The following is a 25,349-nucleotide window of genomic DNA, read 5'->3' as shown; positions in this document are numbered from 1 at the left end:
TCTTGTATGGCGGTGCCGCAGCGCGGCGAACCGGATTCATGCGGCACGCGGAACAACGTGGCCACATTTAAATCAGTACTGCAAACAGGCTGCGAGGTGCGGCGGCCTGCAACGCCGCCCGCCCCGCCGACAACTCAGGTGAATACCCAGATCACGCGCGTCGGCGCGTCGGTCAGGTTGGCGTAACGGAAGCGCCGGTGCGCGGGAAGCTGGAACGCATCGTTCGGGCCGAGCGTGACGGGCGTGTCGTCGCCGTCGATCCAGATCGTCAGTTCTCCCTCGAGCACGAAACCGCCCTGCTCGTCGCTGTCGTCGACGGGCCGCTCGCCGCTGCTCGCGCCGGGCGCGAGATGGCTTTCGAGGATCGAGAAGCGCGAGCGCATGTTCGGCGACACGAGGATGTCGGTAATGCCGGCCGCGTAATACACGGTGCGCCGCTCGTCGGGCCGCGTGACCCACGGCACGCTGCGCGGCTTGCTCAGGCTGTAGAAATACGTGGTCGGCACACCGAGCGCCTCGCCGATCGCGGTGAGATCCGCGACCGTCGGGCGCGACAGCCCGCGCTCGACCTGCGACAGAAAACCGACCGAGCGGCCGATCCGTTCGGCCAGGTCGTTCAGCGTGACCTTGCGATGCTTGCGCAGGTCGCGGATCAGGATCGCCAGACTTTCTATCTCTTCCTGTTCGTTCATGATGGGTTCCGGTACGGTCAGACGGTATCGCGCAAACGGTACCAAACCTTGCCCAGTGCTTCCAGCGGCGCGGCGAGCCGGTCGCCGCCGGGAAAGCGCGGATTGCGGATGCGCTGGTATTGCGCGAGCAGGCGCTCGTCGCCGAGCACGGCGTCGGCGACCGCGCGCGCACCGGCCAGCGTCGGCAGCACGCCGTGCCCCGAGAAGCCCTGCAGCCAGAAACGCTGCCCGTGGCGGCCGATGTCCGGCGTGCGGCGCATGCTGATGTCGATATGGCCGCCCCACGCGTAATCGAGCGGCACGCCGGCCAGTTGCGGGAATGCACGTTCGAGGTGCGGGCGCGTCGCCGTCGCGATATCGGCCGGGATGCCGCCGAGATACGTGCAGCCGCCACCGAACAGCAGCCGGTTGTCGGGGCTCAGGCGGAAGTAGTCGGGCACGAACTGGTTGTCGATCACGCAGCTGTTCTGCGGCAGCAGCGAACGCGCGACGTCCGGCGCGAGCGGCGCGGTCGCGACCTGATACGTGCCGACCGGCAGCAGCCGGCGCGCCAGGTTGCGATCGAGCCGGTCGACGTACGCGTTGCAGGCCAGCACGAGCACGTCCGCGCGCACTTCGCCGCGCGCCGTGCGGGCGACGTGGCCGCCGGGCGTCTCGCGGCAGTCGAGCACGCGGCTCTGCTCGAAAATGCGACCGCCCGCGCGCTCGATCGTCTGTGCGAGGCCGAGCGCAAGCTTCAGCGGATTCAGGTGGCCGGCCTCGGGATCGTGGAGCGCCGCGAGATAACGCCCGCCGCCGATCCACGCCGGCATTTCAGCCCGCTCGATCACGCGCAGCCGGTCGTAGCCCCAGCGCTCGGCGGCCTCGTCGCGGGCCTGCGCGAGCATCGCGACGCGCCGCGGCCGCACCGCCGCCCACAGGCTCCCGGGCCGGTAATCGATGTCGAAACCGTGCCGCCCGGGCAATTCGCGCACCTCGGCCGCGGCCCAGCGCATGCTGTCCCACAACAGGCGTGCGCCGTCGCGGCCGAGCGAATCCTCGAGCGGCTGCATGTCGCACGACCAGCCGAGCAACGCCTGCCCGCCGTTGCGGCCCGACGCAGCCCACGCGACGCGGCTCGCCTCGAGCACGACGACGCGCTTGCCGGCGAGTGCAAGACGCAACGCCGTATGCAGCCCGCTGAAGCCGGCGCCGACGACGAGCACGTCGGCGTCGATGCGTTCGTCCAGCTCCGGACGACGCGGGATCGGCGCCGGATAGGTGCCGGCGTAGTAGCTTGCGACGTGACGGTCGGACTGCACGAACATGCGGACTCCGGTGAAATTTACCTCGCTAAATTTCATGAAAAATTAGCACGCCAATTTCACGGAGGCAAGCGCGCGGAAAAACGGCGCAGCGACGGGGTAGCCGATACACACGACACCCCAAGAGTCCGACGAACTAAAGTTGCGCTCTTTTCAGGCGGTTTCGGTGCGATTTAACAATTCGCAGAAGTGGCGTGCAGCGGAACGGCTGGAATTGACGACGCGGCAGATTCGCCGGTTGGTCGCCCGGCTTCGGGAACACCGCGCGGCGGGTTTGGTATCGGGACACTGATCGAAACCCGGCAATCGTCGGCTGGACCCAGGAGCTGCCGACCGGGCGCTGTAGATCATCCGGGATCGCTACGCCGATTCCACATCGACGGCAGCGACCATCGATGGCTTGAGGAACGGGCGTCGGCCTGCACGTTTTCAGATCCACCATTGATTAGCTCCTGTCATGGAAAAGTGAAATCCATTTCTACGGTCTAGTCGATAAATTTGGCCGCAAATAGGATTCATGCGTGCAGGCCCTTCTGCCACATCAATCGATTTATCGGCGTGGCTATTCGGGGCGAATAATCGGCTGCTTCCCAGGCTCAGTCAATATCCCGTACCGCGCCGCATCCTGCCCAAGTGCCTGGTTTGGTGGCTAGCCCCACTAGGCGGCATCACACGGAAACACGTGGTCCGAAACGTCGACTTTCCATGGGGTGCAGACAATCGCAAGAGCCGCGTAGTGCTCGGATTGAAAGGCCGGCCTCTGCAGGAGTCGATCCAGGACATGTTCCAGCCGATGATCGATTCTGGCGAAATTCCGGAAGCCGGAAATGCGCCAGCGGGCATCGCGAATCCTGTCGCGTGGAATCGCCATGCCAATGTGAGGTAAGCGTCCTTTTGCGCTGAATCCGGTAATAGACTGCGCGCGGAAGGGTCTTCCGCGAGACCGTCGCGTGTGCTGGTTTTCATGCACGTGATATCAGTGTGGATAATCTTTGTGGGAGGATCTATGTTGCCGTAAATCGATTTGGACCAGGGCTGCCTCACGGCAGCCCCTATTTGCAGCTTCTTAGGCTTTCAGCGTGAAATTTGCGTCGAGATGTGCGAGCGCGGTATGCCATTTCTCAATATTTATGCTAACCAATCAGGAGTGCAATTCAAATGATCAGAAATTCAAGCAGGACGCAACGGGTATTCGCACCTGGATGTATGACGGTGGCACTGGCGCTGACCATTGGTATGCAGGGTGTTTCGCTGGCAGCACAAACGCAAGGCGCCGGCGCCTCTGGTTGGGCACCGACGCGCACGCATGCAGCCTATACCGTCGGCGCGACGTTCAACGGCAATGCGACGGCTCAGGAACCTGTCTCGATCGCCATAGCGTTAAAGCTGCGTAACGAGGACGCCCTGCAGCGCTACATCCATGAATTGTTCCGCCCGGGCAGTCCGTCCTACCATCATTTTCTGAGCGCCAAGGAGAGCATCGCAACGTACGCACCGACGCAACAGCAGGCGCAGGCCGTGGTGGATTATCTGACGGGCCATGGCTTCACCCATGTCCGGATTGCGCCGAACCGCCTGGTGATATCAGCCGATGGGACCGTCGGTGCGGCGCGCAACGCGTTTCGTACCGAGATCGCCCATTACACGCGAGACGGCCACAGTGGCATCGCGAATACGACGGATATCCAAATCCCCGCGAGCCTGAGCGGCGAAGTGGATCATGTGCTCGGTTTGCAGACGCTGAACAGGATGCACACGTTCTCCGTGACGCGTTCTGCCTACCAGAGAAGCGCTTCGGGAAATCCTGCTTACGCACCCCAAGAATATGCGACGGTCTATCACGCTGGTGATACTCCAACCGGAACAGGCACGACAGTCGGGCTCATCGGCTGGGGCAACATGAGCAACCCTGTTAGCGATTTGTCCAGCATGGAGCAGAGCCAGGGCCTGGCTGCTGTACCGACTTCGATCGAATCCACGTCGACCGACAGCAGCAATGATGACAGCGAGCAACTCGAATGGGCCATGGATTCTCAGGCAATTGTCGGGATCAGCGGTGGCGTCAGGAATCTGATTTTCTACACGACAGGCCTCAACTACGTTCAAGATCCGACAACCGGAAACTGGTCTTCTCAGGGAGCAAACAACAGCGAATTGCTAAGGGCCATCAATCTGGCAGTCAGCGACAATACGGCCAAGGTGATCAATATGTCCTGGGGCTTGGCCGAGTGCCGAGGCAGTGCAGGATTTGCGGATTCCGCGTTCCAACTGGGTGTGGCGCAAGGTCAGACCTTCGTCGCGGCGACCGGTGATAACGGGGCTTACCCCTGTAGTAACTCAAACGGATCGGCGCCCGAGAATGGTCACTACAGCGACATTGACACACGCTCCGTGAACTACCCGGCCAGTTCGCCGTACGTCGTGGCGGTTGGCGGTACGACGCTGAATACAAGCTCCTCCGACGTATACATTTCGGAGTCGACGTGGCCCTATAGCGGCGGCGGTATTAGTAGTTCCGAATCTACACCGAGCTGGCAACCGAGCAGCTATCCGTATCGTGAGTTGCCGGATCTGGCTTTTGATGCAGATCCAGACACGGGCATTCTTCTATACCTAACGCAAAGTTCGTCATCGGGTATCCAACAAACACAGTTCGGCGGCAACTCATATGGTGGCACCAGTCTGTCCGCGCCTCTATTCGTTGGCGCATGGGCACGTCTCGAAACGGCAAACAGAAACGGCATGGGCTTTGCCGCTCCGGCGATCTATTCGTATTCGAGTACGTTCCCGTTCCATGACGTCACAACGGGCAACAATGGCTACTACTCAGCCGGCACGGGTTGGGACAACGCTACGGGTTGGGGTAGCTTCGACATTCAGGCTGTAAATGATTTCATTACCAGAACCCCCGGCTTCGTCAGTGCGACCAACCCTTCGTCGAGGTAACTGCTGACTGATGCTGCAGGAGCCCGGACGTCTTTATCCGACGGCCGGACTCTTGTTAATTCGTCGCTTGACGGCTCGGATAACCGCCACCCCCGGTCAGCCTTTACCCAGTTGCACAGCGCCTGTTCAATCGTCCAGTGTCGCCGACACCACCGGCGTGCTTTGCCCGGCCGTCACCAGTTGCATCGCTTCCAGCTTGAACTCGAGCGTGTACTGCGCCCGCTTTGCCTGCCATCGTTTTTCTCCTTGCGTGAGCTTAACCGCTCAGCAACGGATTCGTTTTTCGGGAACAAGCTCAGTCGCTGGCAGTCAGCGTCGGCCCAACTGATCCACTTGGACTTTCCGGGCCAAATCTAGAGCGAGTTTTCCGGCGTTTCGGGTTCGGTTGAACCTGATGAAGGCACCAACTGTCGGGCGAGTTCGGCTGGTGCCAACTCTTTGAGGGCAGAGTGAGGTCGGCTCTCGTTGTAATCCAGGCGCCACGCCTCGACAATCGCCTTGGCTTCTCCCAGCGTTTCGAACCAATGCAGGTTCAAGCACTCGTCGCGGAAGGATTCGTTAAACGTCTCAATGTGGCAATTGTCCGTCGGCTTACCGGGCCTGCTGAAGTCGATTTTTGCTCGGTAGTGGTACGCCCACATGTCGAGCAGACGCCCGGAAAATTCGCTGCCGTTCGCGTACCTGATCCGACTGCATTCCGGCATATTGCTTCTTCCACCGATAGAACGTCTGTTCCGAAATACCGACCTGCCGGATCACATCGGCCACCGGCATACCCAGTTCGGCTTGCCTCAGCACCGCAACAATCTGTTCGAACGAAAAACGTTTCCGTTTCGTGACAAACCACCTCCTGGTTCAGGGTCAAGTTTTCCGCAAAACTCGCGCTCGGCTCGGTCCAGGATTCCTGAAGTGGATCACGTCCATGCTACGAGGAGGAACAGCCGACGAAGCAATCCAGTACGGCGCAAACCGTCCTGGATTACTTCGCCCTTTGGACTCGCAATCACGAAGAGAGGGACCATGCGCTCCGGCCAACGTGTCGTGGCATCAGATCAACGTCTGCATGACGCTCTTTGACTGCATGTAGCTCTTGATTGCCTGGATGCCGCGTTCGCGGCCGATGCCGCTCCGCTTGTATCCCCCCATCGGCACCTCGACCGCCTGGACGTGCCAATCGTTGACGTAGACGGTGCCCGCCTGGAGACCGCGTGTGACACGGTGCACTCGGCTTGCATCCTGCGACCAGACACCGGCCGCCAGCCCGAGAGGGGTATCGTTCGCGATCTCGATTGCCTCCTCTTCCGTGTCGAAGGGGATCAGGACACCGACAGGGCCAAAGATCTCCTCGCGCACGATCGTCATATCGCGCGTGACATCGCCGTAAATCGTCGGTTTGACATAGAAACCGTCGCTCAGGCCCGGTCCAGTCGCCCGCTCCCCGCCCGTTAGCAGCCGGGCACCTTCGCTCCCTGCGGTTTCGATATAGCGCATGACCTTCTCAAACTGGATTTCGTTGGCGATCGGCCCGAGCGTGGGCATCGGATTGTTGATGCCGATCGGAATTCTCTCGGCCGCCGCGACCAGCATTGTCGAGAACTTCTCATAGATCGAGCGTTGTACGATAACGCGCGTGCCTGAAGTACATATCTGGCCGGAGTTCAGGATGAAGCCCATCAGTACCTTCGGCACCGCGACCTCCAGCTTGGCGTCCTCGAAAACAATATCCGGCGACTTGCCGCCCAGTTCGAGGGTAACCGGCACGACCCGATCCGCAGCAACCTTGCCGATCGCTCTTCCGGTCGCGACCGAGCCGGTGAACGTGATCGATTCGACCAGCGCATGCTGGGTAAGCATCGCGCCGACTTCGTTACCGTATCCCGTGACGAGGTTCATGACGCCCGCCGGCAGGCCGGCTTCGTTTGCCAGGCGAACCATTTCCACGGTTGCCATGGACGAGAATTCACTTGGCTTCAGAACCACACAATTGCCTGCTGCCAATGCCGGTGCGACGCATCGGGCTGCCTGATTGACAGGGACGTTCCACGGTGCGATCGCGGCAACCACGCCATAGGGTTCCCAGAGCGTGTAGTTGAACCTCCCGGGGCCAGCGGGAATTGTCTCCCCCTGCACCGTGGCGGCAAGGCTCCCATAGAAATCAAAATATTCGGCTGCCCCCGAAATTGTCAGCGCGGCAAATTGCAAGGGCATCCCGATGTCACGCGTTTCGAGCGCGGCGAGATAGTCGCGATTGTCTGCCACCGCCTCCCCAACCCGGCGCAGGATCTTGCCTCGGGCATGGGGATTCATGTCAGACCATTCGCTCAAGGCGCCAGCGGCATTCGTGACTGCCGCATCAACATCCACCACGCCACCGCGAGCAATGCGTCCAATCAACAGACCGGTACTGGGATCGATTGAATCGAAATATTCGCCATCGGCGGGAGCACGCGATTGTCCACCAATGAACATGTCAAAGGTGGCAATACCATCACTTGTGACCATGGCAACCTCTTCATTTGCTATTTTTCAAGGGGGCTTGAAACGCCTCGAATTGTCGCTGTCGCACCTCTTGCCGATGGTTGTCGGCGGATGCGGTTTCGAGGCTAGTCGGTACCGATGGCCCGTCGCCGTTTTGTGGTTGTCTGCTCTTCGCCAAGGATCTTGGCCACGTTCTCCCCGGTCTTGGCGATGTGGTGACTCAAGAGTTCGACTGCGAGCTTCGTATTCTTGGCGAGAACCGCGTCCATGATGGCCTGGTGCTCCGCCGACACATTGCGTTTGAGGACTCGTACACGAGTCGCAAAGCGGCGATAGCGCTCGGACTGATCAAACAGTTGATCGCAAGTACTCAGGATCCTGGGGTAGCTGCACGCGGAGAGCAGCGCCATGTGGAACGCCTTGTGGAGAATCGTCCAAGGCTCACCGCGCTCGATCTCTCCGGCGGCAATGCGCTGCTCGTGTTGGGTCAGGCGATAGTTCGCGGCGACCACGTTGGCTTCCCAGGCATCGTCCCCGCAGGCCATCGAGTCCGAGAGAGCCTCTGACTCCACGAGCAAGCGCAGCCTTGTGATGTCCCGGAGATCGGACGCCGTTATTGGCGCCGCGCGAAAGCCTCGGTTCTCTTCAAACGTGACCAGTCCTTCGGCAGTCAACCTGTTCAATGCCTCTCGCACGGGCGTGCTGGACAGAGACAGGTCACGCTGCAGAACTTCAACGCGAAGCTTCTCACCAGGCTTCAACTCCCCCAGGAGAATGCGATTCCTGATGCTTGAAAAGGCCTTGTCCGACTGCGCGCCGCGGTTCTCGGTCGCTCCCTCGACCGCAGTCGCAACTGACGCGAACTTGGTCGGCGATAATACTTGTGTAACCATGCATTCCTCTAGTGCAAAACTCTGCCGCCCGCGACAGCCAGAGCAGTACCAGTAATGTACGACGATGCATCGCTCGTCAGGAAGAGAGCTGCTTCGGCCAGCTCCTCCGGCTCGGCAATCCGCTTCATCGGGTTCTGCCGGACGATGTTCGCCAGTACCTCGTCGCCGACAGTCGCGCGCAGCATCGGTGTGTTGGTCGCACCGGGGCAGATGACGTTGGCCCGCAGTCTGGGGGCATGGCTGGCTGCAATGGCCTTGGTGAGCGCGATAACCCCACCCTTGCTCGCGGTGTAGGCCGGATCCGATCCCGTCGGGCTCAGGGCCATGCTCGAAGCGACTGTCACGACGGTGGGCTTCTGGCATTGAAGCAAGAGCGGTACGGCTGCCTTGAAAACGTTGAACGTCCCCGTCAGGTTGATCCGAATGACACGATCCCAATCCGCCAGCGACGTGTCCTCCAGCGACTTTCCGATCGTGATCCCCGCCATGTTCACGATCCCGTCGAGCCCGTGCATGCGTTCTGCTGCCGCATGGACCGCGCGCTCCAGCTCGTCAAAGTTGCCAACGTCCGCCGCCAAACCTGGCTTGCCTAGTTGGGCGGCAGCTGCAGTCACGGCATCGGCGTTCCGATCCAGCAGGACCACGTCCGCGCCGGCCGCGACGAAGACTTCAGCTGTCTTCAGGCCGATCCCGGAGGCAGCGCCCGTCACGAGGATGCGGCGACCTTCCAATGCCGCATTGCGGTCTCGACGATCGGTCATTTCCGGGTCTCTTCCCAGAAGGAGGACGGCAGCAGAAGGTTGCTTTGAATGTCGGTCACCAACGACGCGATTTGCGGGATGACCTCTTGCCACCGGGGATCGGCGCGCAATGCCGCACCGCGCTTCGCGCGATCCTCCAGGCTCTCATACTCCCACATCGAGACGACACGACACAGCTGTCCCACATCGCTGTAATAGTGCCCCTTGCAAACCGAGTGCTCGCTGTGGGCCGGCCAACCGAGGCGGCCATACAGATCGAGGTACTCGAGGGTCTTGCCGGGGCGAATCGTATACGTGCGGTGTTCGATGAACATTTGACAGTCTCCGATCGTGACTATGAAGCGATGCCGGGGCGCGAAGCGGCCAAGTCTGCCTGGGTCAGGAAGGCGTCTGCAAAGAAGCTATCGACCTGGAGCTGACGATGTGCGACGAAGTCGCGCCGAGCCGCGTCGACCATGACAGGCGCACCGCAAGCGTAGACCTGCCAACCGGCCATGCTCGCGATGTCCGCCATGACAGCCTGGTGGACGAACCCTGTCCGGCCTTGCCAGTTGTCGCTCGCCTGCGGTTCGGACAGTACCGGGACGAACGTGATGTTCGGATGGCGCAAAGCCCACTGCCGGGCGCGCTCCAGACGATAGAGGTCTGCCAATCGGCGCCCGCCCCAATACACAAAGGCCTTGCGCCGGTCGATCGCGCCTCGTTCGAGGGCATCCTCGATCATGGCCTCGATGGGCGCGAACCCCGTACCGCTCGCCAGGAAGAGCATCGGCCCCTCTGAGTCTTCCCTCAATACGAAGGTCCCCAGCGGGCCTTCGATACTCAGCATTGCCGACTTCTTCAGCGTGCTGAAGACACGGTCGGTGAAGAGCCCGCCCGGCAGGTGACGGATATGGATCTCGAACTCGGAGACACCGTCCCGGTGCGGGCGGGAGGACAATGAGTAGCTCCGGCGCCGGCCTTCCTCCAGCAAGACATCGACATACTGTCCGGCACTGAACGACAGCTTCCGGTTCATGGGCAACCGCAGCCGCACGATCGCTACATCGGGTGCGGCCAATGTGATGTCGGCGACGCGCACCGGCATCTTCTGCGGAAGGTGCTGCGTCTCCGGCAACTCCGCGACCTGGATCGTGCAGTCGCTCAGTGGCACCGTACGACAAAGCAAGGCCACGCCACGAGAAATCTCCGCCTCGCTTAGAGAATCCGGGTGAATGTCGAAACGCGACACCTCGCCCGACGCGATTGTCGCCCGGCAGTTGCGGCACAAGCCGTTCTTGCAGCTGTACGGAATCCTGACGCCCACCGAGATCGCGGCGTCTAGGATGGTTTGGCCCGGCGCCACGGTCAGGCTGTGACCGCTCGGTTCCAACTGAATGCTGAATGACATAGGGCTTGGGAAAGAAAGGGGTTGGTGTCAGCCCTTCGACGATTCGAACACGTCGCCGAAGTCGAACATGTCGCTGTGCTGGAAGCCGGCGGCGTAGTGCTGGATCTCCCACCAGTTGTGATCCAGGTCCTCGAAGTAGAACGAGTAGACTCCGTGCTGCTCCACGATGTCTGTAATCTTCCCGATCCCATAGCGCTCGCGATTCGCCAGAGCCGCCGCATGAGCGGCTTCCACCTCGGCGTTGCAACTGACATCCACGCCCCAATGACTCAGGTAAGTCACGGGGTGCAGCGCGGATCCGACTTCGACGCACACGATATGAAACTTCATCCCGCACCGAACGGCCATCGAGCGCGGGCCGTGCTGGACACACTCCAGACCCAGGAACTCCTCATAGAACCGGCGAGATTCGCGAAGGCTTTTGCATTCGAGCGTGCCGTGCGAGAGCACATACGGCTTGACGATGGAATCGCGAGCGGGCGGCTCGGCAATGGCATCGTCAAGAAGGTCACTGAGCTGAGTCATCATGGTTCCCTGGATAGAAGGTCAATCGATGTGGGTTTCGAGATAGCCTAGATGCTCAATCTGAACACGCACGTTGTCGCCGGGCTGCAGGAACTCGTTGCGAGCCGTGCCCACACCGGCCGGAGTCCCCGTGAGGATGACATCCCCGGGATGCAGCGTCACTCGACGAGAGAGGTGGGCGATCTGCTCTGCGACGGAGAAGATCATCTGGGAGGTGTTCGAGTCCTGCTTGATCACCCCGTTGACCCATAGACGGATATTCAGCGCCTGCGGATCCGACACGTCTTCCGCTGGTGTAATCCATGGCCCCATCGGGCAGGCGCCGTCAAACCCCTTGTGGGCCGTCCAGTCGAAGTAGAAGGGTGAACTTGCTGCCTTGTCGGAGCGCCGAGCCAGGTCGCGTGCCGACAGATCGTTGGCCACCATGTAACCCGCAACGTGCTTCAGGGCATCCTCAGCCACGACGTTGCGTGCCGGCGTTCCAATCACGACCGCGAGTTCGGCTTCCCAGTCGAGTCTGTTCGAGTCGGCTGGCCGACGAACGTGCTCTCCGGGACCCGCGACGCAACTCTTGTTCGGGCGCAGAAAATGCCATGGTGCCGCGTCCTGACCGGCCTGCGGAGCGGGTTGCTTGAGCACCATCAGCATCTCTTCGAGATGGTCACGGTAGTTCGCCCCCGCGCAATAGATGGTGCCCGGGTACAGGATCGGCGAGTGCAAGGTTGCCCCGCCCAGGTCGATGCCGGTAACGGCCCCCTTCCGGGCGAGGTCGGCATACCGGGTCAACGCGTCATGCGAGGCCCGCCAGTCCGACAGCAGGTCGCTGACGGACACCCCGGGATGGACGGCCGTGGTCGGGCGCACGCCTGCGGCGGCGTCGTAGATGCGATCGTCGACCAGGATGCCCGCTCTTGCGGGGTCGCTGGCTACCGAGTAACTCAGTAGTCGGAAGGACTGTTGCATTCCGGTGCCTCGCTCAAAGGATATTGGCGACCGCACGCCGGCGCGCCTCGGCGAGCGTGGTCTCGACGGCCTGCATGTAGCCCCCCTTCATCCTGACGCCCCTCTCCTTTTCTTCTTGGGACCCAGGCTCCACGTCGGGGAAAGCGACCGAGAAACAGAACGTGAGGACAAGGCCGCGAGAGGACTCGCTGATGGTATTCGTGATCCACCCGACGCTGTTCTTGCGCTCGAAGTGCACCATGACCGGCGCGGTATACGTGATCCGCTCGATGAGGGGCTTGCCCCGCAGGATCGCTTCTCGCAGGAAGCCGTCATCGAATCGTTCGACTATCTTGCAGGTTTCCATGCCAGGTACGAATGCGACGGGGTTCTCGGCCTTCAGTTCCAGAGCCCTCCAAAGTTGCTCATGCGAGAGGACCACTTCGGTGCCTGGCGGATTGACCTCGACTGATGCTGCGTAAGAGAACATGCGACTCCTCACCGGTTGGATGGACGCGCCCCGCAAGGCAAGCGAGGCACGATGGAGTCATGCTAGTTCACAAAAACACAATTCGCAAGAGTCTGCAGAGAATTTACTTCTCTGCGTAATTTCGCGCGCCCATCCTGGCCTTCGATGCGTGCCCGGACGAGCTACCGATCAACTCTTGAGCGTATCCACCAACACATCCACCAGATGCTGCGCAGCCGCCGAAAGCGAGCGGCCGCGCTTGGTTACCAAGGCCACATCGCGCGACACCTTTGGCGCAACCAAGGGCAGCACGACCCGCTCCTTGTGTGCCCCTCGAGCCGCATAGGCAGACGGCATGATGGCCGCGCCCAGTCCGCAGTCGGCCATCCACAGCGCGGTGGACAGAAAGGCGACTTCGTTCACAACGTTCAACGACACGCCCGCACGCGCCGCAGTCGCGTCGATTAGCGGCCGAATGCCATAGCCGGGCCGAACGGTGATCACCGCATGACCGGCCAACTGTGACCAGCGCACCTGGCGTTGCGAGGCCAGCGCATGTCCGTACGGCAGGACGACCGCCAGGTGGTCGCGACGCAGCGTAAGCGTATCCACGTCGGCAGCAGCCCGTTCAGGCGCGCCGATTCCGAAGTCGACATGTTCTCCCACCACGCGCGAAACAAACTGGTCGGGCGCGCAGTCGTCCACCGCTACGTGGATGTTCGGGTACTGCCGCGCGAACTGGCGCAGCGCCTCCGGCAGCACGATCTCGCCGAGTGTAGGCGTCACCGCCACGCTGACGCGCCCGCGGCGCAAGGCGGTCAGATCTCGCAGGCCGGTGCCCAGCGAGTCCAGGTCGCGCAGGATGCGCTCAACCACGACGATGGTCTCGTCGGCTGCGCGCGTGGGGTGCAGAGAACGAGTCGTGCGATCGAACAGGCGTGTGCCGAGGCCGTCCTCCAGTTGACGAATCAACACGCTGATGGCCGATTGCGTGATCGACAGGCGCTGGGCAGCCGCGGTGAGCTTGCGCAACTCGTACACGGCCGCGAACGCGCGCAACTGCTTCAGGGTGGGCGGACGGAGGGTTGGGAAGTCAGGCTGATTCATGGAATAACACGATATGTCGTTCTAAATATTTCATTTTACGAATGAATCAGATTTAGTTCCAATCAATCCCACAAAGACCAATGGAGACAACCATGCCGCTAACCCTCATCCGTGCAATCGTTCACTTCCACAAAGAATCATGAGCTACGACACAGACATCTTCGTCGCCGGCGCAGGCCCGGTAGGCTTGACCATCGCCATGGATCTGAGCTCGCACGGCGTGCGCGTCACGCTGGCTGAGCCGCGCCATTTTGCCGAGCCGCCCAACGTCAAGTGCAACCATGTCAGCGCCCGCAGCATGGAGACCTTCCGGCGATTGGGCATCGCACCGGCACTGCGCGATGCCGGCCTGCCAGCCGACTACCCGAACGACGTGGCGTTTCGCACCAGCGTCACCGGTACCGAACTCGCACGTATTCCCATTCCATGCCGACGGGACCGCTACGACGACACCAGCGGGCCCGACGGCTGGTGGCCCACGCCAGAGCCGCCGCATCGCATCAACCAGACCTACCTGGAACCCATCCTGCTTCGCCATGCCGCCACGCTGCCGGGTGTGACCCTGCACAACAGGACCCAACTCACCGGTTTCGTCCAGGATGCCGATGGCGTGACTGTGGAAACGTTGGACCTTGACAGCGGCAACACGCGCCACGTGCGCGCGCGCTACCTGGTGGGCTGTGACGGCGGCAGTTCCACGGTGCGCAAACAGATCGGCTCGAAGTTCGAGGGCACGGCCATGATCCAGCGCGTTCAGTCCACGTACATCCGGGCGCCCGGGCTGGCTGCCCTGGTCCGCACCCCGCATGCCTGGTGCTCCTACAGCGTCAACCCTCGCCGCTGCGGCACGGTGTTCGCTATCGACGGTCGCGAGACCTGGCTGGTGCACAACCACCTCAACCCTGACGAGCCGGAATTCGACTCGGTCGACCGCGACTGGTCGATTCGTCAGATCCTTGGCGTCGACGCAGACTTCGAATACGAGATCCTCACCAAGGAAGACTGGGTCGGCCGCCGCCTGGTGGCCGACCGCTTCCGCAACGGCCGCGTCTTCATCTCCGGCGATGCCTCGCATCTGTGGGTCCCTTATGCCGGCTACGGCATGAATGCAGGGATCGCTGACGCCACCCACTTGTCGTGGCTGCTGGCCGCCTGCGTACAGGGCTGGGCCGACGAACGCATTCTCGACGCGTACGAGGCCGAACGCCAGCCGATCACCCAGCAGGTTTCGCAGTTCGCGATGGACCACGCGGCCAAGATGATCCGTGCGCGCAGCGCGGTACCGCACAACATCGAAGCTGACGACGAGTCCGGGGCGGCGCAACGCGCGCGCGTCGGTGCCGACGCGTACGAACTGAACGTGCAGCAGTACTGCTGCGCCGGACTGAACTTCGGCTACTTCTACAGCGACTCGACCCTGATCGTCGCCGACGAGGAGGCGCCGCCGAGCTACACGATGGGCAGCTTCACGCCCTCGACCGTGCCGGGCTGCCGCATGCCGCACTTCTGGCTCGCCGACGGCCGTTCGGTGTTCGACGCGCTGGGACCGGGCTACACGTTGCTGCGTCGCGACACCGGTGTGGACGTCGGCGCGCTGCTGCGCGCAGCGGAACTGCACCGCGTGCCGCTGCAGCTGTTGGATGCCGAGCCGCGCGATGGCTGGCCGCAGCCTTACCAGCACGCGCTGGTGCTTGTCAGAAGCGATACGCACGTAGTGTGGCGAGGCAATGCCCTGCCGACGCGCTGCGAGGACCTTGTGCAACGCCTGCGCGGCGTGCCCGTCGCTAGCGAGCGCTGACAAGTTGCCGGGAGAAGCGTCAAGCGCTGTTTCGTGCCGCTGATCGCCATGTAAGGACGCTAGAAGAGGATTGGCCGTCACTGGCCAGCCACCCGATCGAGAACGGAAAAGAAGTCGTGCGCCAAAGGATTCAAGTTCCACCCGACAGTGCACGGCTTCGAGCCCGCGGACCGGATGGCCTGGCCGATCTACGAAACGATCAACGAACACCGCTTACCGGCCGCGTTCCATAGTCGCGAACCGTGAAGTAAAGACGGCTGACCGTTAGAGAGTCATCTGCACCATCGAAAGAAGGAACCGCACATGATTCGCAACCTGTTCAAAGAGAAGCATGTTTGTTATGCCGCGTGAAAACATACGTACCATGCGATGAACTCTTCGGTTGGCCGCCTCACTCGCTTGCGGGCCACGCGGTCATGGAATAGCCGCTTCGCCCGATTGTTTTCGTTTTTCCGGTAGACCTTGCTCTTCCGCTACCGCCTTGGCCTCCCGTATCGCACGATCAAAGGTCGCGGCTCTCGCCACGGTCACGCGGTCAACGCTCACGTGCCAATTGCCGAATTGAAAACGCCAACGAATGCGACGCTCCTCCAATAGGTACGAAAACCATCGCCAGATAGAAGCGTCGTCAGCATTTGCGATGATGGCGGCCTCCAGGCGTATCTTTTGCATCGTGTCCATAAGTCTTAACTGGCGATATGCGGCAATCGCGCCGACAGTCCCGCTTCTATGAGAGCGCGGCGATAAGCAAACGCAGCAAGCGGATAGTCAAAGAAGAAATGCGCCGTCTCGCACTTCTCGGCATAAAAGGGATCGCTGCTATCAACATTCGTCGCAATGCGAAGCGTGCGCGCCCATGCAAAGGAGAGCAACATCCAGCCGAACATCACCAGATAATCGTCGGCGACGCGATATGCAGTTTCGGGATCGGTTGCCTGGTGTTCCTTGATGGCGTATGTCACTCGTTCGACGTCATCGGCCAGCTCCGTCAGGCGCAGACCGACGGCGCGCACTCGCGTCTCTCCCGCACCGCACAGCCGAGCCTCCGCCCGAATGTGCCGAAGCAGGATGCCAAGACCTGCCGCGGCATCGGGCAGCACTTTCCGCACCAGCAAATCGATCGCCTGGATTTCGTTAGTTCCCTCATAAATCATGGCGACACGACTATCCCGCAGCGTCTGTTCGATGCCGTATTCATGCACATAACCGTAACCGCCGAATATCTGGAGCGCGTTCGAAGCAGCCGCAAAGCCGTTTGCCGTGAAAAACGCCTTCGCCACCGGCGTGAGCAGTGATGCGAGTTGCCCTGCCTCCTCCCGAGCGAGCGCATCGGAATGGCGCGCGGCGACATCGAGCCAATGTGCGGTCCAATAGCCTATTGCACGTTCGCCCTCGGCGATGGCGCGCAGCTCCATGAGCGCGCGACGTATTGCAGGATGCCAGGCAATGGGCGCCGCACGGCCCGGTTCGTCCGACACGCCGGGCGGCGTACTCACCGCCCGCATCTGTACGCGTTCCAGCGCATAGGTGTGAGCGCGTTGCCACGCGGTATGCGCATGCCCCAACCCTTGCATCGCGACCTGCAGACGCGCAGCGTTCATCATCACGAAGAGGCAAGCCAGCCCTCGGCCCGGTTCGCCCACAAGCCGGCCGACAGCGCGCTCGAAACGCATCGAACAAGTCGGACTGCCTTTTAGCCCCAATTTTTTCTCCATACCTTCGCAATACACGCCATTGCGCTCGCGCCCACCCCCCTCTCTTTCCAGCCACTCGGGAACGACAAAGAGTGACAGCCCTTTTGTTCCGGGAGCAGCGTCAGGCAGGCGGGCAAGTACGAGATGAACGATATTTTCCGTAAGATCGTGCGCGCCGCCACTGATGAAAATCTTGCTTCCATCGATGAAGTAACCGCCGTTCTGCGGTGCAGGTGTTGCACGCGTCCGAATCAGGGCGAGGTCGCTCCCTGCCTGAGGCTCGGTGATACACATCGTGGTCAGCCATACTCCGCTCGCCACATGCGGCAGCAGTTCGCGCTTGATATCTTCACTGCCATGCGCCTGAAGACAGGCCACTGCGCCATGCGTGAGCCCCGGGGACATTAACCATGCATGATTGGCTCCTGCGAGCATTTCCTGCAAGGCAACGTCCAGAAGCTGAGGCAGTCCCTGCCCACCGCATTCCGTGTCGAGCGAGAGCGTGGGCCAACCGGCTTCCACGTAGGCGGCATACGATTCCCGGAAGCCCGCAGGCATCCTGACCGCGCCCGCTTCGAACCGACATCCCTCGAGATCCGCCGTCGCATTCAGCGGAGCGATGCGTTCCTCGACGAAGCGCGCTGCCTCTTCGAGCACCTGTTGCACGGTGTCCTGGTCAAGATCGGCCCAATCAGGAACCTCCGGCCACCATGATGCTGCGTCGATCCACTCGTCAATCACAAAGCACATGTCGCGTAGCGGCGCCTGATACATCAAGGTCATTTCAGTTGATCCTTTCTCGATTGCCGCTGCGCGCGGATTACACCCATGTCGCTTGCGCCAGCCGCGTACAGGGCTTCGACGATTTCCACACGATGTTGCAGCACCGCGCGCTGATTGATGGAACCCTTGTCGGTCACTTCGCCCAGATCGAGAGACGGCGGCACCGCGAGGAGACACAAGCGCGCGATGAACGTCGCGCTGCCCGTCGCCGTTTCGTTGAGGCGAGCGACGAGACCTTCGAAGAAGGCCCGCACGGCCGGCGCACTCAACACTGCTTGCGCACCCGTACCCGGGGGCAAGGCAGCAAGCATGCGGCAAGCATCCAGCTGCGGGAATATCATGACGCCCACCTCGTCTCGATTCATTCCGGCAATGACTGCGTCCTGCACGTACGGTGCACCCTCGGTAACGATGCGGGCGCGCATGGGCCCGACGCTGACGAAGGTTCCCGAGGCAAGCTTGAAGTCTTCGGCGATGCGGCCATCAAAGGCAAGCCCCAGCCCTGGTTGCTCGGGATCGACGAACCGAACGGCGTCTCCTGTCCGGTAGTAGCCTTCCTCATCGAAGACATTGGTCGCGGCGCCGGCTGTTGCCCGCCAGTAGCCTTGCATGACGTGCGGACCGCGGAACCGCACCTCGAGTTTGCCGTCCACGGGCACCAGCTTGGCCTGACATCCGGGCGCGGGCAACCCGATGTACCCGGCGCCCGAGACAGGCCCGGTCGTGAACAAACACGACGGCGCGGTCTCCGTCATGCCGAGCCCCGTCATGATGCGTATTCGTTCCCCGCAGTGTTCTTGCGTCACTTTCTCGAGGCGCGCCCATGCCGCCTGCGAAAGACCCGCCCCCGCGAAGAAATACACTTTCACACGCGAAAAGAAGCGTTCCCGCAATGCGGCATCGGCTTCGAGCGCAACAACCAATTCTTCCCATCCCTTTGGAACGTTGAAGTAAATCGTCGGTGCGACCTCGCGCAGGTTACGCAGCGTCTCATCGAATTTTCCCGCAACGGGCTTGCCATCATCGATATAGAGCGTGCCCCCGTTATACAGAGCGATTCCGACGTTGTGACTCCCGCCGAAGGTGTGATTCCATGGCAGCCAATCGACCAGCACCGGCGGCTCGCTGCGGAACTCGGGGAACGTCTCGAGGAGCATCTGCTGATTCGCGCACAACATGCGATGTGTCGTAGGCACCGCCTTCGGCAGATTCGTCGAACCGGACGTGAATAGAAATTTGGCAATGGTGTCGCCATTCACACGAGCATGTACGGCATCGATGTCGCGCGATGGGGTGCCCAGCAGCACTGGCAAGAGCGTGACACGCTGGCCGGCGACGGGCACGGCGCTTACACGTTCGACATCCGCGGGCAGGACCGTATCGAGCGCGGGTGTGTAGGCAGAAATGTCGTCGGCAAAGATGAGCCCCGGTGTGAGCAGGTCCAGCACATGACGCAGCTTCCCGTAGTCGGTGGAGCCAAGCGAATAAGCTGGGGAGACCGGCGCGTAGGGAATACCTGCCCACATCGCACCCAGCGCCATCTGGATATGCTCGATACTGTTTCCGGACAGGACGACCAACGGTCGCTCCGCGCTGAGCCCGCGATCGAGCAAAGCCTGACCGATGGCCCGCGCCTGTTCGGCCATCTGGTCGTACGTCGTCGCCCGCCAGACACCACTCGCATCGCGTCGCGCTACAAACCAGCGGTCGGGATAGTCGCGCGCCCCGCTTTCGAGGCGGTCCGTGATCCGTTCGGGATACCTGCCGAGCTGCTCCTGTGCTTCGATATACCAGCATTCCTCGCGTCGTTCGATGCGTGGTGTGACTGAGCCGATGGTGACGCGCCTGAAACCGGGCATGCCGTCATTGGCGTGGCTTTGGTGCGATTCCAAATCCTGCCTCCTTGTCGAATCGCCGCCCCGCCTCACACGTGGAACGGCGGCGCGATTTCTTCACGTTTGCCGCTCGATCACAATTGGCGTGCGGCAAGCAGCCGATGTCAGATCGGATAGTGTGCGGGCGCTGTATTCACCGTAATCCACCGCAAATCGGTAAATTCGGCAATTGACGCCTTACTTCCAAAACGACCATATCCGCTCGCCTTGACGCCCCCGAACGGCATCTGCGCCTCGTCATGTACGGTGGGTCCGTTAATGTGGCATATGCCCGACTCGATACGTTTAGCCACGTTCAACGCACATGCGATGTCGCGGCTGAACACCGCGGCCGACAACCCGAATTGGCTGTCGTTTGCTACCGCCAGAGCCTCTTCGTCACCGTCCACGCACTGCACCGTCACGACGGGACCGAACGATTCGTCGGCATAGAGCTTCATGTCGCGGGAGACGTTCTCCACGATAACCGGTTGCATGATCGCGCCGTTCACCTCGCAGCCCAGCGGCAGCCTCGCTCCCTTCTCGCGCGCATCTTCCACGAGCGCCTGAACGCGCCGTGCCGATGCCTCGCTTTCCAAAGTCCCGAGAATCGAGCCTGGCTGCGTCGGACCGCCCGCCTTTAGCGTGCGAGCCTTTGCAATGAGCTTTTCGATGAACGCATCAGCGACCTTTCGATCGACGATCACGCGCTCAGTCGACATGCAGATCTGCCCTTGATTGAAGAACGCACCGAATGCAATGCCTTCCACCGCGGCATCGAGATCCGCATCGTCGAGCACGAGCACCGGGGCCTTGCCGCCAAGTTCCAGCAACGCCGGCTTGAGGTGCCGCGCCGAGATTTCCGCGACGATCCGACCCACGCGCGTCGAGCCCGTGAAGTTCACGCGCTTGACGAGTGGATTCGCAATAAGTCGCTCGACAATCGCGGGGGCATCCTCGGGGGCATGGGTCAACACGTTGACGACTCCGTCACCCAAACCCGCATCGTCGAGCACCTTGCCGATCAATGTGTGCACGCCTGGGCATCCTTCCGACGCCTTTAGTACTACCGTATTGCCGCACGCGAGCGGCATCGCGAGCGCGCGCGTCGCGAGAATCACCGGAGCGTTCCATGGCGCCATGCCGAGCACTACGCCGCACGGTTGGCGCACGGCCATCGCAAGCTTGCCTGGAACGTCCGACGGAATCACGGCGCCATCGATTTGAGTCGTCATCGCCGCAGCCTCGCGCAGCATGTCGGCCGCGAGCGTGACGTTAAAGCCGTACCAGTTCGCCATCGCGCCCGTTTCCGCCGCACCGACGGCGATAAAATCCGCCGCCCGGGCATCCATGCAATCGGCTGCCGAGAGCAGGCGCGTGCGACGCTCGGTGGGACCTAACGCCGCCCATGCCGGAAATGCGCGCGCCGCAGCGGCGACTGCTTCATCGGCGTCCTCGATTGTGGCCGCTGCTGCGCGCGTCGCCACGACGCGCGTTGCCGGATTGATACGCTCGAAAGTTTTTCCGTTTGACGCGGACCGGGCCACGCCGTCGATCAACAGGCTGGTTTCATGCACGCCCGACTCCTTCGTTGGCATTGTGCGATCCGACGCTCAGCGCTTATAGGCCTGCAGGCCCGGCTTGATGCTTTTTTCGTCGAGGAACTGCTTGAGGCCCTTTTCCCGGCCCCCTTCGCGATCGCGGTGAGTCGCCTGATCGAGCTTCGCATAGAGGTAATCTTCGTTCTGCTCCCACGTGAGTTCGCGGCACCGCTTGAAGCCGTGCTTGGCATTGCGCAGCACGACGGGGTTCTTGTCGAGCAGCTTCGCAGCCAGCGCCTGCGTTTCCTCGCGCAGTTGCGCGCGCGGCACGCTCTTGTTGACGAGCCCCATCTTCGCGGCCTGCTGCCCCGTGAACGTATCGCCAGTCATGATGTAGTAGAGCGCCTCACGGTGTCCTACCGTATCGGCCATCGCCTTGCTGACGAGGTTGCCCGGGGGAATGCCCCAGTTGATCTCCGAAAGACCAAACACCGCTTCGTCTGCCGTGATGGCGAGATCGCACGCGACGAGCGGCGAAAAACCGCCACCGAAGCACCAACCGTTGACCATCGCGATGGTCGGCTTCGAATACATGCGCAACAACTGCCACTGCCAGCGGCTCGCGTCGCGACGAATGCGTTCCTGAACCACATCCGGACTCGAGTCCACTTCACGAAAATACTCCTTCAGATCCATGCCCGCCGTCCACGCGTCACCTTCCCCGGTCAACACGAGAACTTGCGCCTCCTGATCGAGCTCGATCGTCTCGAGGACGTCGATCATCTCCTTGTTGAGCGTCGGGCTCATCGCGTTGCGTTTTTCGGGGCGATTGAACGCAACCCAAGCGATGCCATCCTGGACAGTGGCGTTGACCGTTTTCCAGCGACCTGCGTAACTCATGTTCTCTCTCCGTGGATGCCGAAACTATTGTGGCCTGATCTCGATTTAATATCAGGCGACCTGATAAGTAAAGTGCAAATTTGATCTGCTCGGTGTAAACCCACACATTTGATAGGAAACCTACATAAATTACATAGCATTCGCCATTGCATGGGATCTGGCATGCGCGGCGATTGCATCTTGTACTTCAAGCATTCGGAACCGATCTACCTGAATGACGTCTCAGCTGCCTTTCCCGACATGACAACCGTGACAGCGTATCCGCCATGGTCGTGGCAGGAACAGGCCTTTTCCGTCGCCCGGCATAAACTCAATGCACCGGCAGCGCAAGCGTAGTTCGTGACAACTGGAATAGTGTTTTTTGACTACTCCAATGTGATGGACGGCAGACTCGAGACCGTCAAGCGATATCCACCGCAGGCCGTGCCCCTGTCGACATGCCTGCACACGGGATCGTGTCGATCACGAATCACTCAATCGCCGAAACTCCGGAGGACCAGCGCATTCTTCACGGATACGACGCCGTCAACCTGCTCCGCCGTTTTCGCGGCAAGGTCGATCTCCCGCTGGTATGGCACCGTCCCGGCAAGCGTTACCACGCCGTCATGGCAAATGGTCGTGATGTTCTGTGAATCGAGGCTCCGCTCCTTGACGAGCCGCTTTCGAACGGCTCGGCAAAGCTCGCGATTCGCGGCGCGCGTCGCATTCGGGCTTGGAGCAATCTGTGACGAAGCCGAGACCGGATTTGCCGCCACACCGCTGCCGACTTGTGCCAACGCCAGCGTATTCGCGGCAATCAGCAACACGCTTGCGGCCCCACCGATAAGCCTGAAAATAGTCATCGTGATAGTCCTGTCATGTTCTTAGAATGAATGCCGTATGCCGATGCTCGCGCCAAACGTATTGCCGGCAGGCATGAGGAATGCCGCTATGTTGCTCGCGAGCCCCGTATTCATGGCGCCATGATTGTTCACGAAACCGAGCTGAGTGTAGAGCGAGGTTCGCCGCGAAAGCATATATTGGGCGCCAAGAGAAGCCAGCAGGGAGTGGTTATTCTTGTCGTTCCTGTCAGTCGTATATTGGACGCCCGCGTTCAACGCAATATCCGGTATAGGGATGTACTCGAGACCGCCGCCGTAAACATTGTTGTTGAATCCTCCAGCAACCTTGTAGTTCGAAAACGATGCCTTGATCGTTACCGGGCCCAAGTGATACCCGAGGCCAAAGATCCGGCCCTCGAATTGCAAGGTTGACGGAATCGGCGTATTCAGTTGACTCCCGCCGTTGCTGTCGAAGATCGCAATATCCGCGGACAAACTTCCGATCTGGTAATCAAGGCTGCCGGAATACGCGCGCCCTGCCTGGAACGAACCGGGAACATTGCCGAACGAGTACATCGCGCGCACCTTGAGACCGTCGATCCGCGGGCTCGTATAGGCGATCGAGTTCGGCGTCGAGATACCGGTCGCCAATACATTGTTGGCGTAGTTCACGATGCTGCTGCCGAAATACGAAAAACTACGCGGATCCAGATGGTCCACCGCAATGAAGAACGGGGAATATTGCAGACCCGCCGACACCGTACCGTAAGGACTATCAATTCCGATCCATGCCGACCGGCCGAACAAATTGCCATTCGAACTATTGAAGCCGCCGTTCGTCACACTGATGCCGCTTTCGAGCTTGAAGATCGCACGCATGCCGCCGCCGAGATCTTCCGCCCCGGACAGCCCGAATCGAGAACCGGACCACCCGCTGTCCTGCAAAGACAACTCCTTTCCGCCATTTCTCCCAGTCGCGAAATTCAAAGTCTTGCTCGTGTACTGCATATTCGCATCGAGTACGCCGTACAGGGTCACGCTGCTCTGCGCGTGCGCCGAAACGGAAAACCCGAACCCTGTTATCGATAGTGCGGCCGTGCGCCTCACCGCTTTCCAAAACCTCTTCTCCATTGAATGTCTCCTGTTTACCTGTATTTTTTATTTTTTACTACTAATAAGGTTTCCTACTCTGCAACCAAAGCAAATTCGGCTGCCCCATATTGCGCGCATCAATCAACTTGCCTCCTGATGCGACCGGTGTTGCGAAAATGCAAAAGCGCGGGAAAACGACAACGGTACGTTGAGTGATTTTCTCAACTAGCAAGGAGCCGAGACGGCCTCCAGTCGTTTGTAGCGGAGAGCGTTAGCCAAGAGGTTTCTGGAACCCGGATGCCACGTTGATCGGGTCCGCGGCGATCTTCGGTACGCGCCACCGAATACGACGCAAGGCCGACCGACAAGTTGCCAAAAGCCATGCCGCGTCCCATGGAGCGATCAGTTGGGCGGGCCTCGTACAAATAAAATCATTTCGGATTCCTATTTGCATTGAACGGAAATGCTCGTGAAAAAGAGCAACTTCAGCTTGATGCGTGGATAACCCCCGCTTACGTGAGCGCACGCGCTCCGATGGATGGCTGAAGATGGCCGGGAGCGCTACCGGCCACGCCAGATCGGCTTGCGTTTTTCGGCGAAAGCCCGCAGGCCTTCCTGGCGGTCTTCTGACTGGAAGGCCTTGGCGACCAGGGCCCTCTGCCCCTCCCACAGCGCTGCCTCGGTTTGTTCGTTCGCTGCCTGCACGACGGCCTTGCTGGCGGCCAAGGCCAATGGCGAGTTCTGCACCAAGCGCTGCCCCAGCGCCACGGCGTCCTGCAGTGCGTGACCCGGAAAGGACAGTTGGTTGACCACCCCATGCTGATGAAAATAGGCGGCCTCGCGGATATCCCCGGTCAACGCCAACTCCATCGCCAAGTGGTGCGGCATGCGACGCGGCAGGCGAAACAGGCCGCCGCCAATGGCGACGGAGCCATTGCGCACCTCCGGCAGACCGAGCTTGGCACTGGATGCCGCAACGATGAGGTCGCAGCTTAGGCACAACTCGAGCCCGCCGCCGACGGCATATCCTTCCACAGCCGCGATCAACGGCTTGATGGATGGCTTGCGGAACATTCCGAAGCCACCTCGCTCTGGCGTGGCCGGCCGCTCACCGCGCGCCAACGCCTTCAGGTCGGCACCGGCGCAGAAGGTGTCGCTCGCGCCAGTGACGACCCCGACGAACAGGCTGTCGTCCGCATCCAGCATGTCCATGGCGACCTGCATCTGTTGCGCAGTGGCCAGATCGAATGCGTTCCGAGCCTCGGGACGATCGATCGTGATGATCAGGATGCCGCCTGCGCGCTGAGTCTTGATATTCTGCGTTTCGCTCATGGCAGAC

The 25,349-nt window shown here is 61.1% G+C and carries 22 protein-coding genes and 4 pseudogenes; 4 read left to right on the top strand and 22 right to left on the bottom strand.

Features of this window, described 5'->3' with window-relative positions; genetic code table 11:
• Positions 1–134 precede the first annotated feature (134 nt).
• On the bottom strand, positions 135–692 hold the full coding sequence (locus VL15_RS11165; protein ID WP_048245547.1) for a helix-turn-helix domain-containing protein: 558 nt from the start codon (positions 690–692) through the stop codon (positions 135–137).
• Positions 693–709: 17 nt separating this feature from the next.
• On the bottom strand, positions 710–1,999 hold the full coding sequence (locus VL15_RS11160; RefSeq protein ID WP_048245546.1) for an NAD(P)/FAD-dependent oxidoreductase: 1,290 nt from the start codon (positions 1,997–1,999) through the stop codon (positions 710–712).
• Between the two features lie 187 nt (positions 2,000–2,186).
• Here VL15_RS11160 and VL15_RS43780 point away from each other — a divergent pair.
• Positions 2,187–2,339 (top strand): annotated as a pseudogene (locus VL15_RS43780) (helix-turn-helix domain-containing protein); the annotation flags it as partial.
• Positions 2,340–3,154: 815 nt separating this feature from the next.
• Positions 3,155–4,942: a S53 family peptidase gene (locus tag VL15_RS11155; RefSeq protein WP_080970797.1), complete on the top strand. Its 1,788-nt coding sequence runs from the start codon at positions 3,155–3,157 to the stop codon at positions 4,940–4,942.
• Positions 4,943–4,986: 44 nt separating this feature from the next.
• On the opposite strand, the pseudogene VL15_RS43775 reads toward VL15_RS11155, so the two are convergent.
• The 12 genes and pseudogenes from VL15_RS43775 to VL15_RS11105 all read right to left on the bottom strand — a co-directional run.
• A pseudogene (locus tag VL15_RS43775) lies at positions 4,987–5,128 on the bottom strand (IS3 family transposase); the annotation flags it as partial.
• A 167-nt stretch (positions 5,129–5,295) separates the two neighbouring features.
• Positions 5,296–5,616: pseudogene (locus VL15_RS11150) on the bottom strand (integrase core domain-containing protein); the annotation flags it as partial.
• Positions 5,534–5,716 carry a transposase gene (locus VL15_RS43770; RefSeq protein ID WP_419188660.1) on the bottom strand — a complete coding sequence of 61 codons (183 nt, stop codon included), beginning with the start codon at positions 5,714–5,716 and terminating at the stop codon, positions 5,534–5,536. The pseudogene VL15_RS11150 and the gene VL15_RS43770, both read right to left, overlap by 83 nt.
• A gap of 273 nt (positions 5,717–5,989) precedes the next feature.
• Positions 5,990–7,444 (bottom strand): aldehyde dehydrogenase family protein, encoded by a 1,455-nt coding sequence (locus VL15_RS11145; RefSeq protein WP_048245545.1) that lies wholly within the window; start codon positions 7,442–7,444, stop codon positions 5,990–5,992.
• 101 nt (positions 7,445–7,545) lie between these two features.
• A complete protein-coding gene (locus VL15_RS11140; protein ID WP_053077622.1) occupies positions 7,546–8,313 on the bottom strand; it encodes a GntR family transcriptional regulator in 768 nt (255 codons plus the stop codon).
• 8 nt (positions 8,314–8,321) lie between these two features.
• Positions 8,322–9,074 carry an SDR family NAD(P)-dependent oxidoreductase gene (locus tag VL15_RS11135; protein ID WP_048245544.1) on the bottom strand — a complete coding sequence of 251 codons (753 nt, stop codon included), beginning with the start codon at positions 9,072–9,074 and terminating at the stop codon, positions 8,322–8,324.
• Positions 9,071–9,388 (bottom strand): NIPSNAP family protein, encoded by a 318-nt coding sequence (locus VL15_RS11130; RefSeq protein WP_048245543.1) that lies wholly within the window; start codon positions 9,386–9,388, stop codon positions 9,071–9,073. Before VL15_RS11130 ends, VL15_RS11135 begins: the two co-directional genes overlap by 4 nt.
• Positions 9,389–9,408: 20 nt before the next feature.
• Complete coding sequence (locus VL15_RS11125) at positions 9,409–10,464, bottom strand: CDP-6-deoxy-delta-3,4-glucoseen reductase (RefSeq protein ID WP_048245542.1); 1,056 nt, start codon at positions 10,462–10,464, stop codon at positions 9,409–9,411.
• A gap of 27 nt (positions 10,465–10,491) precedes the next feature.
• Entirely contained in the window at positions 10,492–10,992 is a 501-nt protein-coding gene (locus tag VL15_RS11120; RefSeq protein ID WP_048245541.1) for a VOC family protein, read from the bottom strand.
• Positions 10,993–11,010: 18 nt separating this feature from the next.
• Positions 11,011–11,952, bottom strand: coding sequence for a fumarylacetoacetate hydrolase family protein (locus VL15_RS11115; RefSeq protein ID WP_048245540.1), 942 nt, complete (start codon positions 11,950–11,952; stop codon positions 11,011–11,013).
• A gap of 13 nt (positions 11,953–11,965) precedes the next feature.
• Entirely contained in the window at positions 11,966–12,421 is a 456-nt protein-coding gene (locus VL15_RS11110) for an SRPBCC family protein (protein ID WP_048245539.1), read from the bottom strand.
• Between the two features lie 168 nt (positions 12,422–12,589).
• A complete protein-coding gene (locus VL15_RS11105; RefSeq protein WP_048245538.1) occupies positions 12,590–13,507 on the bottom strand; it encodes a LysR family transcriptional regulator in 918 nt (305 codons plus the stop codon).
• Positions 13,508–13,646: 139 nt separating this feature from the next.
• Here VL15_RS11105 and VL15_RS11100 point away from each other — a divergent pair, with 139 nt between their 5' ends.
• Positions 13,647–15,305, top strand: coding sequence for an FAD-dependent oxidoreductase (locus tag VL15_RS11100; RefSeq protein WP_048245537.1), 1,659 nt, complete (start codon positions 13,647–13,649; stop codon positions 15,303–15,305).
• 123 nt (positions 15,306–15,428) lie between these two features.
• Positions 15,429–15,539, top strand: a pseudogene (locus tag VL15_RS41890) (amidohydrolase family protein); the annotation flags it as partial.
• 180 nt (positions 15,540–15,719) lie between these two features.
• Here the strand turns inward: VL15_RS41890 and VL15_RS39900 are convergent.
• From VL15_RS39900 to VL15_RS11065, 8 genes are all read right to left on the bottom strand, one after another.
• Entirely contained in the window at positions 15,720–15,986 is a 267-nt protein-coding gene (locus VL15_RS39900; RefSeq protein ID WP_080970796.1) for a hypothetical protein, read from the bottom strand.
• A 5-nt stretch (positions 15,987–15,991) separates the two neighbouring features.
• Positions 15,992–17,782, bottom strand: a complete 1,791-nt coding sequence (locus VL15_RS11095; RefSeq protein WP_048245536.1) for an acyl-CoA dehydrogenase family protein — start codon at positions 17,780–17,782, stop codon at positions 15,992–15,994.
• The gene (locus VL15_RS11090; protein WP_196319575.1) at positions 17,779–19,641 is read right to left on the bottom strand and encodes a feruloyl-CoA synthase; all 1,863 of its coding nucleotides are present in this window, start codon (positions 19,639–19,641) and stop codon (positions 17,779–17,781) included. The genes VL15_RS11095 and VL15_RS11090 overlap by 4 nt, the downstream gene beginning before the upstream one ends.
• A 140-nt stretch (positions 19,642–19,781) precedes the next feature.
• Positions 19,782–21,233: an aldehyde dehydrogenase gene (locus VL15_RS11085; RefSeq protein WP_048245534.1), complete on the bottom strand. Its 1,452-nt coding sequence runs from the start codon at positions 21,231–21,233 to the stop codon at positions 19,782–19,784.
• Between the two features lie 36 nt (positions 21,234–21,269).
• Entirely contained in the window at positions 21,270–22,097 is an 828-nt protein-coding gene (locus VL15_RS11080; RefSeq protein WP_048245533.1) for a p-hydroxycinnamoyl CoA hydratase/lyase, read from the bottom strand.
• Between the two features lie 473 nt (positions 22,098–22,570).
• Positions 22,571–22,939, bottom strand: coding sequence for a BON domain-containing protein (locus VL15_RS11075; RefSeq protein WP_048245532.1), 369 nt, complete (start codon positions 22,937–22,939; stop codon positions 22,571–22,573).
• Between the two features lie 21 nt (positions 22,940–22,960).
• Positions 22,961–24,049: a porin gene (locus VL15_RS11070; protein WP_048245531.1), complete on the bottom strand. Its 1,089-nt coding sequence runs from the start codon at positions 24,047–24,049 to the stop codon at positions 22,961–22,963.
• A gap of 522 nt (positions 24,050–24,571) precedes the next feature.
• Positions 24,572–25,342, bottom strand: a complete 771-nt coding sequence (locus VL15_RS11065; protein ID WP_048245530.1) for a crotonase/enoyl-CoA hydratase family protein — start codon at positions 25,340–25,342, stop codon at positions 24,572–24,574.
• Positions 25,343–25,349 lie beyond the last annotated feature (7 nt).

The organism is Burkholderia cepacia, from assembly GCF_001039005.1.
Lineage (GTDB): Bacteria > Pseudomonadota > Gammaproteobacteria > Burkholderiales > Burkholderiaceae > Burkholderia > Burkholderia theae.
Note: the sequence above shows the minus strand (reverse complement) of the source record. Positions and strands in the feature narration are given on the sequence as shown.

Excerpts from the sequence above, each read along its gene's own strand:
- VL15_RS11105 (WP_048245538.1), bottom strand. The coding sequence starts at position 13,507 with ATGAATCAGCCTGACTTCCCAACCCTCCGTCCGCCCACCCTGAAGCAG.
- VL15_RS11100 (WP_048245537.1), top strand. The coding sequence starts at position 13,647 with ATGAGCTACGACACAGACATCTTCGTCGCCGGCGCAGGCCCGGTAGGC.
- VL15_RS11090 (WP_196319575.1), bottom strand. The coding sequence starts at position 19,641 with ATGCCCGGTTTCAGGCGCGTCACCATCGGCTCAGTCACACCACGCATC.
- VL15_RS11140 (WP_053077622.1), bottom strand. The coding sequence starts at position 8,313 with ATGGTTACACAAGTATTATCGCCGACCAAGTTCGCGTCAGTTGCGACT.
- VL15_RS11070 (WP_048245531.1), bottom strand. The coding sequence starts at position 24,049 with ATGGAGAAGAGGTTTTGGAAAGCGGTGAGGCGCACGGCCGCACTATCG.
- VL15_RS11095 (WP_048245536.1), bottom strand. The coding sequence starts at position 17,782 with ATGACCTTGATGTATCAGGCGCCGCTACGCGACATGTGCTTTGTGATT.
- VL15_RS11135 (WP_048245544.1), bottom strand. The coding sequence starts at position 9,074 with ATGACCGATCGTCGAGACCGCAATGCGGCATTGGAAGGTCGCCGCATC.
- VL15_RS11155 (WP_080970797.1), top strand. The coding sequence starts at position 3,155 with ATGATCAGAAATTCAAGCAGGACGCAACGGGTATTCGCACCTGGATGT.
- VL15_RS11110 (WP_048245539.1), bottom strand. The coding sequence starts at position 12,421 with ATGTTCTCTTACGCAGCATCAGTCGAGGTCAATCCGCCAGGCACCGAA.
- VL15_RS11160 (WP_048245546.1), bottom strand. The coding sequence starts at position 1,999 with ATGTTCGTGCAGTCCGACCGTCACGTCGCAAGCTACTACGCCGGCACC.
- VL15_RS11065 (WP_048245530.1), bottom strand. The coding sequence starts at position 25,342 with ATGAGCGAAACGCAGAATATCAAGACTCAGCGCGCAGGCGGCATCCTG.
- VL15_RS11130 (WP_048245543.1), bottom strand. The coding sequence starts at position 9,388 with ATGTTCATCGAACACCGCACGTATACGATTCGCCCCGGCAAGACCCTC.
- VL15_RS43770 (WP_419188660.1), bottom strand. The coding sequence starts at position 5,716 with ATGCCGGTGGCCGATGTGATCCGGCAGGTCGGTATTTCGGAACAGACG.
- VL15_RS11120 (WP_048245541.1), bottom strand. The coding sequence starts at position 10,992 with ATGATGACTCAGCTCAGTGACCTTCTTGACGATGCCATTGCCGAGCCG.
- VL15_RS11125 (WP_048245542.1), bottom strand. The coding sequence starts at position 10,464 with ATGTCATTCAGCATTCAGTTGGAACCGAGCGGTCACAGCCTGACCGTG.
- VL15_RS11145 (WP_048245545.1), bottom strand. The coding sequence starts at position 7,444 with ATGGTCACAAGTGATGGTATTGCCACCTTTGACATGTTCATTGGTGGA.
- VL15_RS39900 (WP_080970796.1), bottom strand. The coding sequence starts at position 15,986 with ATGGACACGATGCAAAAGATACGCCTGGAGGCCGCCATCATCGCAAAT.
- VL15_RS11115 (WP_048245540.1), bottom strand. The coding sequence starts at position 11,952 with ATGCAACAGTCCTTCCGACTACTGAGTTACTCGGTAGCCAGCGACCCC.
- VL15_RS11075 (WP_048245532.1), bottom strand. The coding sequence starts at position 22,939 with ATGACTATTTTCAGGCTTATCGGTGGGGCCGCAAGCGTGTTGCTGATT.
- VL15_RS11080 (WP_048245533.1), bottom strand. The coding sequence starts at position 22,097 with ATGAGTTACGCAGGTCGCTGGAAAACGGTCAACGCCACTGTCCAGGAT.
- VL15_RS11165 (WP_048245547.1), bottom strand. The coding sequence starts at position 692 with ATGAACGAACAGGAAGAGATAGAAAGTCTGGCGATCCTGATCCGCGAC.